Source organism: Streptomyces sp. ID05-39B (genome assembly GCF_033794725.1).
Taxonomy (GTDB): domain Bacteria; phylum Actinomycetota; class Actinomycetes; order Streptomycetales; family Streptomycetaceae; genus Streptomyces; species Streptomyces bobili.
This window is the reverse complement of sequence record NZ_JARGEF010000305.1, coordinates 1-8,154: the sequence shown is the minus strand read 5'-3', so window position 1 is coordinate 8,154 and position 8,154 is coordinate 1. Positions and strand designations below refer to the sequence as shown.

Below are 8,154 nucleotides of genomic sequence, written 5' to 3'. Positions count from 1 at the left end.
GCCGCTCCTGGGAGTACTCCCTCTCCCTCCCCAACGACCTCAGAGCCGTCCCCATCTCCCGCCGCACCCTGCGTCTGATCCTGACGATGTACGGCCTGATCCACCTCGTGGACACCGCAGAGCTGATCGCCTCGGAGCTGGTCTCCAACGCCGTACTGCACACCAAGGGCCCCGCCGCCCTCCGTGTCAGCTGGTCGGACGGCATCCTGCGCATCGGTGCCTGGGACGCGAACCCGGAACCCCCCGACCCGCCCCGCGACCTGGCGGAGCTGACCGGCGCCGAGAACGGACGCGGCACCGCCCTGGTCCGGGCCTGCGCCGACGTATGGGGCTGGCACCCCCTGTCCCGCTTCGGGCACCGGGGCAAGTACGTGTGGTGTGACGTGCCGGCGGCATAACTCGTTGATCACATCGCACAGAACTTCCCGCACAGGTGTGGGGCCGGACCCCGGCCCCACACCCGAAACCAATGCCCCCTCAGTCCCGCCGCTCCGCGGCCTCCGCCGCCTCCGGTGGTAGCGGTGGCGGGGTCGGGGCCGCCGTGGGCCGCAGTTTCAGCCAGGCCAGGAAGAAGATGCCGAGGGCCAGCATGCCCAGGCCGGTCCACAGGTTGATGTTGACGCCCTGGGCCTTGTCGATCTCCGCGTCGCTGTCGGTGAGGCCGGCGATCGTGACGATGACGCCGTAGACGACGAACAGGCCGCCGATGATGCGGCGCAGGTCGAAGATGCGGGCGGCGGTCGCCGACTTCTCCTCCAGCTCGGAGACCTCACGCTGGACGTCGGCCTCGGAGTAGCCGGCCTTGCGCAGCCGCTCGGCCGCTTCGGCCCGCTCGGACGGTTCGAATTGCTCGGACTCGGACATGGTCTTTCCATCCTCCCGCGATCGGGCCTAGAACGAGAACGGGATGTAGCAGGCGGCGGCGAGGATGATCGCACCCCAGCCCAGCAGCGCCGGCCGCCGGTACCAGGCGTCGTCGCCCGCGGCGGGCGGCTCGGCCATGCCGGGCGAGACGGTGCCGTAGACCAGGCCCTGGAGTTCCTCCGCCGGCTTGGGGGCGGTGAAGAGGGAGACCGCCACCATGACGACCGCACCCGCGACGAAGCCCGCGATCGCGGAGACGAAGTTGGCTCCCTGGTCGGTGGGGATGCCGATGACGTCCTGCTTGTAGAGGACGAAGTAGTTGACCATCGCGGCCGTGGTGCCCGCGAGGAGTCCCCAGAAGCCGGACTTCTTCGACGCCCGCTTCCAGAACATGCCGACGATGAAGACGACGAACATCGGCACGTTGAAGAAGGAGAACAGTGTCTGGAGGTAGCTCATGATGTTGGAGAAGGACGAGGCGAGGAATGCCGTGCCGACGGACGCCATCACGCCGATCGCGGTGATGAGGCGGCCGAAGCCGACGTAGTAGGTGTCCTCGCGGCCCCGCACCACGTACTTGGCCCAGATGTCGTTGGTGAACACCGTGTTGAAGGACGACACGTTCGCCGCCATGCCCGCCATGAAGGCGGCCAGCAGACCGGTCACCGCGATGCCCAGGACGCCGTTGGGGAGCAGTTGTTCCATCAGGTACGGGATGGAGTCGTTGTACTGGAGGTCGGAGTCCGGGGTGCCGATGTTCGGGACCAGGACCGCCGCGACCAGGCCCGGGATCATCACCAGGAAGACGATGAAGATCTTCGGGAAGGCGGCGATCAGCGGGGTGCGCTGGGCCGCCGACAGGTTCTTCGCGGAGAGGGCACGCTGGACCTCGGCGAAGTTGGTCGTCCAGTAGCCGAAGGAGAGGACGAAGCCGAGGCCGAGGACGATCGTCAGCCAGTTCGCGCCCAGCGGGTTGTCGCTGCCGATGCCGGTGCCGCCCCAGGCGGAGACGAAGTCGTCACCGTGGGACTTCGTGAGCGAGTCGGTGAGGCCGCCCCAGCCGCCGACCTTCTTCAGGCCGAGCACCGTCAGCGGGATCAGGGCCGCGAGGATCACGAAGAACTGGAGCACCTCGTTGTAGATCGCCGAGGACAGACCGCCCAGCGTGATGTACGCCAGCACGAAGAAGCCGGCGACCACGATCGCCACCCACTGCGGCCAGCCCAGCAGCGCCTCGACGACGATCGCGAGGGCGTACAGGTTGACGCCGGAGATCAGGATGGCGGCGAAGGCGAACAGGGCCGAGCTGAGCAGGTGCGCGCCCTTGTCGAAGCGCAGCAGCAGGAACTCGGGGACCGAGCGCACCTTGGAGCCGTAGTAGAAGGGCATCATCACCAGGCCGAGGAAGACCATGGCCGGGATGGCGCCGATCCAGTACCAGTGGACGGTGTACGCGCCGTACTGCGCGCTGTTGGCGGCCATGCCGAGGATCTCCGTGGCCGCCAGGTTCGCCGAGATGAAGGCGAGGCCGGTGATCCAGGCGGGCAGGGAGCGGCCGGACAGGAAGAAGTCGAGGCTGGTTTTCACCGAGCGGCGCGCGGCGAAGCCGATGCCCAGGACGACCACGAAGTAGATGGCCAGGATCGTGTAGTCGAGCCAGTTGGTAGGAAGCCGTAGCTCGGCCGCGAGGTGGGTGGGGGCTGTGGGGGTTCGCATGCACTGCTCACTTCACTTGGTGGTCTTTGTTCGGTTGCGGCGGTGGTCCTCTGGGTGGCTCTGGGTGGAGCAGGGTGGAGCAGGGTGGTTCGGGGTGGGGCCCTGGGTGGTGACTCTCGTGGGGGTTTATGGTTTGATGTGTTTAGTTCTGTTGGAAGCTTGATTCCTTTGTTGGTGTACGGATGGAGAGCCGCGGTGAAGAAGATCTCGACCCGCTTGGCCGACGGTCGTGAGCTCATCTACTACGACCTGCGGGACGACGCGGTGCGCGACGCGGTGGACCGGCGTCCGCTGGACCCCACGGTCACCACTTCGGAGGTACGCAGGGACCCGCTGCTCGGCGATTCCGTCGCGATCGCCTCGCACCGGCAGGGGCGCACCTATCACCCGCCGGCCGACGAGTGCCCCCTGTGCCCCTCGCAGGGCGACCGGCTGAGCGAGATCCCGGACTCGTCGTACGACGCCGTCGTCTTCGAGAACCGCTTCCCCTCGCTGGCCGGCGACTCCGGACGGTGCGAGGTGGTCTGCTTCACCTCCGACCACAACGCGTCCTTCGCCGACCTCACCGAGGAGCAGGCGCGACTGGTCCTGGACGCGTGGACGGACCGGACGTCCGAGCTGTCGCATCTGCCCTCCGTGGAACAGGTGTTCTGCTTCGAGAACCGCGGTGCCGAGATCGGTGTGACCCTGGGTCACCCGCACGGGCAGATCTACGCCTACCCGTTCACCACGCCCCGCACTGCCCTGATGCTGCGCCAGGTGGCCGCGCACAAGGAGGCCACCGGCGGCGAGAACCTCTTCGACGCCGTCCTGCGGAGCGAACTCGCCGGTGAGCGGGTCGTCCTGGAGGGTGAACACTGGGTCGCCTTCGTGCCGTACGCCGCGCACTGGCCGTACGAGGTGCACCTGTACCCCAAGCGCCGGGTGCCCGACCTGCTCGGCCTCGACGAGGACGCGCGCACAGAGTTTCCCAAGGTCTATCTGGAACTCTTGAGGCGCTTCGACCGGATCTTCGGGGAGAACCAGCCCCTCACGCCGTACATCTCGGGCTGGCACCAGGCGCCGTTCGGCGCGCTGGAGGAGTTCGAGGGGGTCAACCGCGACGACTTCGCGCTGCACCTCGAGCTTTTCACCATCCGCCGTACGTCCGGCAAACTGAAGTTCCTCGCGGGCTCCGAATCCGGCATGAACGTGTTCATCAACGACGTGCCGCCGGAGCACGCGGCCGAGCGACTGCGAGAGGTAGCTAGTTGATGAGCGGCAAGTACTTGGTCACGGGCGGTGCGGGATACGTCGGCAGCGTGGTCGCCCAGCATCTGCTGGAGGCGGGACACGAGGTCGTCGTCCTCGACAACCTGTCCACCGGCTTCCGCGAAGGCGTCCCGGCGGGCGCCACCTTCGTCGAGGGTGACATCCGCGACGCCGGGAAGTGGCTCGACGCCTCCTTCGACGCAGTCCTCCACTTCGCCGCCTTCTCGCAGGTCGGCGAGTCCGTCGTGAAGCCCGAGAAGTACTGGGAGAACAACGTCGGCGGCACCATGGCCCTCCTCGGCGCCATGCGCGAGGCGGGCGTGCGCAAGCTCGTCTTCTCCTCCACCGCCGCCACCTACGGCGAGCCGGTCAGCACCCCGATCACCGAGACCGACCCGACCGCGCCGACCTCCCCGTACGGCGCGTCCAAACTCGCCGTCGACCACATGATCACCGGCGAGGCCACCGCCCACGGGCTCGGCGCGGTGTCGCTGCGCTACTTCAACGTGGCCGGCGCCTACGGCGCGCAGGGCGAGCGGCACGACCCCGAGTCGCACCTCATCCCGCTCGTCCTCCAGGTCGCGCAGGGCAGCCGGGAGGCCATCTCCGTCTTCGGCGACGACTACCCGACGCCGGACGGCACCTGCATCCGCGACTACATCCATGTCGCCGACCTGGCCGAGGCCCACCTCCTCGCCGTCGAGGCCGCCACCCCTGGCGAGCACCTCATCTGCAACCTCGGCAACGGCAACGGTTTCTCCGTCCGCGAGGTCATCGAGACCGTCCGCAGGGTGACCGGGCACCCGATCCCCGAGGTCATGGCCCCGCGCCGCGGCGGCGACCCGGCGGTCCTGGTCGCCTCGGCGGCCACCGCCCGCGAGCGGCTCGGCTGGAACCCGTCCCGCGCGGACCTCGCGGGTATCGTCGCCGACGCGTGGAAGTTCACGCAGAAGATCGCAGAGGAGCGATAAGTGGGGGCAGAGCAGCAGGTCAGGGCCGACTTCGTCGAGCTGTACGGGGCCGAGCCCGAGGGCGTGTGGGCGGCGCCGGGCCGCGTCAACCTCATCGGTGAGCACACCGACTACAACGACGGCTTCGTGATGCCCTTCGCGCTGCCGCACACCGCGACCGCCGCGGTCTCCCGCCGCACGGACGGCCGTCTGCGCCTGCACTCGGCGGACATCGAGGACGGCGTCGCCGAGCTGCGCCTGGACGACCTGACCCCGGAGTCGGACCGCGCCTGGACGGCGTACCCGGCCGGCGTGGTGTGGGCGCTGCGCGAGGCCGGACACCCGGTCACCGGCGCCGACATCCACCTCACCTCGACGGTCCCCTCGGGCGCGGGCCTGTCCTCGTCGGCGGCCCTGGAGGTCGTCGTCGCACTGGCCCTCAACGACCTGTTCGAGCTGGACCTGCCGCGCTGGCAGCTCGCCCGCCTGTGCCAGCGCGCCGAGAACGTCTACGTCGGCGCCCCCACCGGGATCATGGACCAGACCGCGTCCGCCTGCTGCGAGGCCGGGCACGCCCTGTTCGTCGACACCCGCGACCTCTCGCAGAAGCAGATCCCCTTCGACCTGGCCGCCGAAGGCATGCGCCTGCTCGTCGTCGACACCCAGGTCAAGCACGCCCACAGCGACGGCGAGTACGGCAAGCGCCGCGCCGGCTGCGAGAAGGGCGCCGCCCTGCTCGGCGTCGACGCCCTGCGCGACGTCCCCTACGCCGGCCTGGACGCGGCGCTGGAACGGCTCGGTGACGAGGAGGAGGTCCGCCGCCTCGTCCGTCACATCGTGACGGAGAACCAGCGCGTCGAGCGGGTCGTGACCCTGCTGGAGTCCGGCGAGACGCGTGCGATCGGACCCGTCCTGGTCGAGGGCCACGCCTCGTTGCGCGACGACTTCCGTATCTCCTGCCCCGAGCTGGACCTGGTCGTCGACACCGCCCTCGCCGGCGGAGCCCTCGGTGCCCGCATGACGGGCGGCGGCTTCGGCGGCTCGGCGATCGTCCTCGTGGAAGCGGCCGACGTCGACACCCTCACCAAGGCGATCGAAGAGGCCTTCGCGGCGGCGGGCTTCACGGCCCCCCGGGTCTTCGAAGCGGTCCCGTCGGCGGGCGCCCGCCGCCTCGGCTGAACCGGTCGGACAGCACGTCGGCCCCGCACATCCGTGCGGGGCCGACGGCTCTGGCGGGGGGAGTGCCCGCCGTCACCCCAGCCGCTTGGTCAGCGTGTACTCCGTGATTCCCGGCGGGTAGTCCTCGATCACGCAGACGACCTCGTAGCCCTGCCGGCGGTAGAAGTGCGGGGCCTGGAAGTCCCAGGTCTCCACGCGGGAGCGCCGGCAGCCGCGGCCGTCGCGGGCCAGGCGTTCCGCCTCGGCGAGCAGGCGGCTGCCGAGGCCGCAGCCGCGGTGGCGTTCGTCGACCCAGAGGTAGGTGACGTGCAGCCAGGTCGTCCAGGTGTGGCCGACCAGGCCGCCGGCCAGCGCGCCGGTGTCGTCCGACGCCCACACGTGCAGCGGCGCCTCGCGTTCGGCGGGCGTGCCGCGCAGTGCGCGCAGGACGGGGGAGGCCGCGGTGTTCGTGTCGCGCAGCCGGGCGCGGAGCAGATCGCGCCGGGACCTGTCGACTTCTGCCTCAAGACGAAACATGCGGCACACGATAAACGCGCGGGACGGCCAGTTCTGTCATTCGCCTTCCGCTCCCCGCGCACGGCCCTACGCTGTTCCACAGCACCGGTGGGGGCCGGTGCTGATCAGGGGGCGAGTCAGTCGGGTACGACGCTCGCGGTGGGGGTAGCAGTCTCTGCACGGCGGCGGCCGTGCGGTCGAACACCCCTTCCGGGCGTCGTGCCCGCGCCGGTCGTCGTTCTCCGCGCCTGGGGTATCCCCTGCTCCGTGAAGGAGCCTGGGGAAGGGGGTTTCGTGGTTCGTATCCGAGTTCTGGTCGTCGACGACCACCGTATCTTCGCCGAGTCGCTCGCCGCGGCCCTGGCGGCCGAGCCCGACGTCGACGTCTCCGCGGCCGGCAGCGGCCCGGCCGCGCTGCGCAGCCTGGAGCGCGCCGCCGCCGAGGGACGCCGCTACGACGTCCTGCTCGTCGACGCCGACCTGGGCGGGAACCTGCCCGGCGTCCGCCCGGCCGTACCCGTGCGGGAGGTGCGCGAGGACGGGCTCGTCGACGGGCTCTCCCTCGTCGCCGGCGTCCGCGTCAGCCAGCCGTACGTCCGGATCGTCGTCCTCGCCGAGAAGGACGACCCGCGCCGCGCGGCCCTTGCGCTGCAGGCCGGGGCGTCCGGCTGGGTGGCCAAGGACTGCTCGCTGTCCCGGCTGCTCACCGTCGTGCGCGGGGTGCTGCGGGAGGAGACGCATCTGCCGCCCGCCCTGCTCACGGGCGTGCTCAAGGAGCTGACGGCCGCGCGCAAGCACCGCACCGAGAGCGAGCGGCTCGTGGAGTCCCTCACCCCCAGGGAGCGCGAGGTGCTGCGCTGCATGGTCGCGGGGCTCGGGCGCAAGGCGGTCGCCGAGCGGCTGTTCCTGTCCCCGCACACCGTCCGCACCCATATGCAGAACGTCCTCGGCAAGCTGGGCGTGCACTCCACGCTCGCCGCCGTCGCGCTCGCCCGGCGGGCGGGCGTCGGACCGGCGGACCTAACCGGGGATGTTGTCGAACGGGGCGGTCAGCTGGCGTAGCAGCGCGGCCAGCTCGGCGCGCTGGGCGTGGGACAGCTCGGCGAGGATCGCCCGCTCCTGCTCCAGGAGACCGGCCAGTGCCTGGTCGGCGCGGTCCTTGCCGTCGTCCGTGAGCCGCACCAGCACACCGCGCCGGTCGCTGGGATCGGGCAGCCGCTCCACCAGGTCCTTCTTCGCCAGCCGGTCGATGCGGTTCGTCATCGTGCCCGACGTGACCAGCGTCTGCGTCAGCAGCTGCCCCGGAGAGAGCTGGTAGGGCGGGCCGGCGCGCCTGAGCGCGGTCAGCACGTCGAACTCCCACGGCTCCAGCTGATGCTCGGAGAACGCCAGACGGCGTGCGCGGTCCAGGTGCCGGGCCAGCCTGCTCACCCGGCTCAGTACTTCCAGTGGTTCCACGTCGAGGTCCGGGCGCTCCCGGCGCCACGCTGCGACCAGTCGATCGACCTCGTCCTCCATGACGATCAGTGTAGTGGTTGTGTCGATGTGAAGTCTCTTGATGTCAAGTCTCTTGACGTCAAACTAAACCGGCTGGGACCGTGGACCCACCTTGTCTCTTAAACACATCAAACGCGCCCAAACAACCAAAAGGTGCAACCTCGATGGGCCCGCAACTACAAAAAAAAAAAAAAAAAAAAAC

9 protein-coding genes are annotated in these 8,154 nt (G+C 69.7%); 5 read left to right on the top strand and 4 right to left on the bottom strand.

Annotated elements, in window-relative coordinates; genetic code table 11:
* A partial coding sequence (locus P1P75_RS37080) for an ATP-binding protein (RefSeq protein WP_319263728.1) occupies positions 1-398 on the top strand: 398 nt, incomplete at its 5' end.
* A gap of 79 nt (positions 399-477) precedes the next feature.
* Here P1P75_RS37080 and P1P75_RS37075 read toward each other — a convergent pair.
* Together P1P75_RS37075 and P1P75_RS37070 are read right to left on the bottom strand one after the other, a co-directional pair.
* Positions 478-864: a hypothetical protein gene (locus P1P75_RS37075; RefSeq protein WP_319263727.1), complete on the bottom strand. Its 387-nt coding sequence runs from the start codon at positions 862-864 to the stop codon at positions 478-480.
* Positions 865-891: 27 nt separating this feature from the next.
* Positions 892-2,580, bottom strand: a complete 1,689-nt coding sequence (locus tag P1P75_RS37070; RefSeq protein ID WP_319263726.1) for a sodium:solute symporter family protein — start codon at positions 2,578-2,580, stop codon at positions 892-894.
* A 195-nt stretch (positions 2,581-2,775) separates the two neighbouring features.
* Between P1P75_RS37070 and galT the strand changes: the two genes are divergently transcribed.
* Genes galT through galK form a run of 3 tightly spaced genes read left to right on the top strand, consistent with a single transcriptional unit; the run spans position 2,776 to position 5,960 of the window.
* Positions 2,776-3,834 (top strand): galactose-1-phosphate uridylyltransferase, encoded by a 1,059-nt coding sequence (gene galT / locus P1P75_RS37065; protein ID WP_319263725.1) that lies wholly within the window; start codon positions 2,776-2,778, stop codon positions 3,832-3,834.
* Entirely contained in the window at positions 3,834-4,802 is a 969-nt protein-coding gene (galE, locus tag P1P75_RS37060) for a UDP-glucose 4-epimerase GalE (protein WP_319263724.1), read from the top strand. The genes galT and galE overlap by 1 nt, the downstream gene beginning before the upstream one ends.
* A complete protein-coding gene (galK, locus tag P1P75_RS37055) occupies positions 4,803-5,960 on the top strand; it encodes a galactokinase (protein WP_319263723.1) in 1,158 nt (385 codons plus the stop codon).
* 72 nt (positions 5,961-6,032) lie between these two features.
* On the opposite strand, the gene P1P75_RS37050 is transcribed toward galK, so the two are convergent.
* Complete coding sequence (locus tag P1P75_RS37050) at positions 6,033-6,476, bottom strand: GNAT family N-acetyltransferase (RefSeq protein ID WP_319263721.1); 444 nt, start codon at positions 6,474-6,476, stop codon at positions 6,033-6,035.
* Positions 6,477-6,749: 273 nt separating this feature from the next.
* Between P1P75_RS37050 and P1P75_RS37045 the strand changes: the two genes are divergently transcribed.
* Positions 6,750-7,517 carry a response regulator transcription factor gene (locus P1P75_RS37045; RefSeq protein WP_319263719.1) on the top strand — a complete coding sequence of 256 codons (768 nt, stop codon included), beginning with the start codon at positions 6,750-6,752 and terminating at the stop codon, positions 7,515-7,517.
* Here P1P75_RS37045 and P1P75_RS37040 read toward each other — a convergent pair.
* Positions 7,476-7,973: a MarR family winged helix-turn-helix transcriptional regulator gene (locus tag P1P75_RS37040; RefSeq protein ID WP_150471397.1), complete on the bottom strand. Its 498-nt coding sequence runs from the start codon at positions 7,971-7,973 to the stop codon at positions 7,476-7,478. The genes P1P75_RS37045 and P1P75_RS37040 overlap by 42 nt on opposite strands.
* Between the last annotated feature and the right edge of the window lie 181 nt (positions 7,974-8,154).